This is a genomic window from Bradyrhizobium uaiense (assembly GCF_010811875.1).
Lineage (GTDB): Bacteria > Pseudomonadota > Alphaproteobacteria > Rhizobiales > Xanthobacteraceae > Bradyrhizobium > Bradyrhizobium uaiense.
In genome coordinates this window covers 1-226 of the sequence record NZ_VKHP01001146.1, presented here as the reverse complement: position 1 = coordinate 226, position 226 = coordinate 1, and the positions used below count along the sequence as shown (strand labels likewise).

At 60.6% G+C, this 226-nt stretch carries 1 pseudogene; it reads right to left on the bottom strand.

What is annotated here, in order from left to right:
• Positions 1-226 (bottom strand): annotated as a pseudogene (locus FNJ47_RS55365) (acetamidase/formamidase family protein); the annotation flags it as partial.

The following is a 226-nucleotide window of genomic DNA, read 5'->3' as shown; positions in this document are numbered from 1 at the left end:
ACGCACCGGGATGCGCACGTTCTTCAGGATGCCGTGGTTCTCCGTGACCGTCGAATGATCGACCGGGACGCCGGGATAATCGATCGTCTTGTGCACCACGCCGGACGGATCGGTCTGCGGCGTCCAGGGAATAGACGGCGCGCGCCCATTCGGCCTGCGCATCGGTTTCGAAGATCGTGATGGTCTCGCGTTTTGCCGGCGGATCGATCAGGTCATTGTATTGATA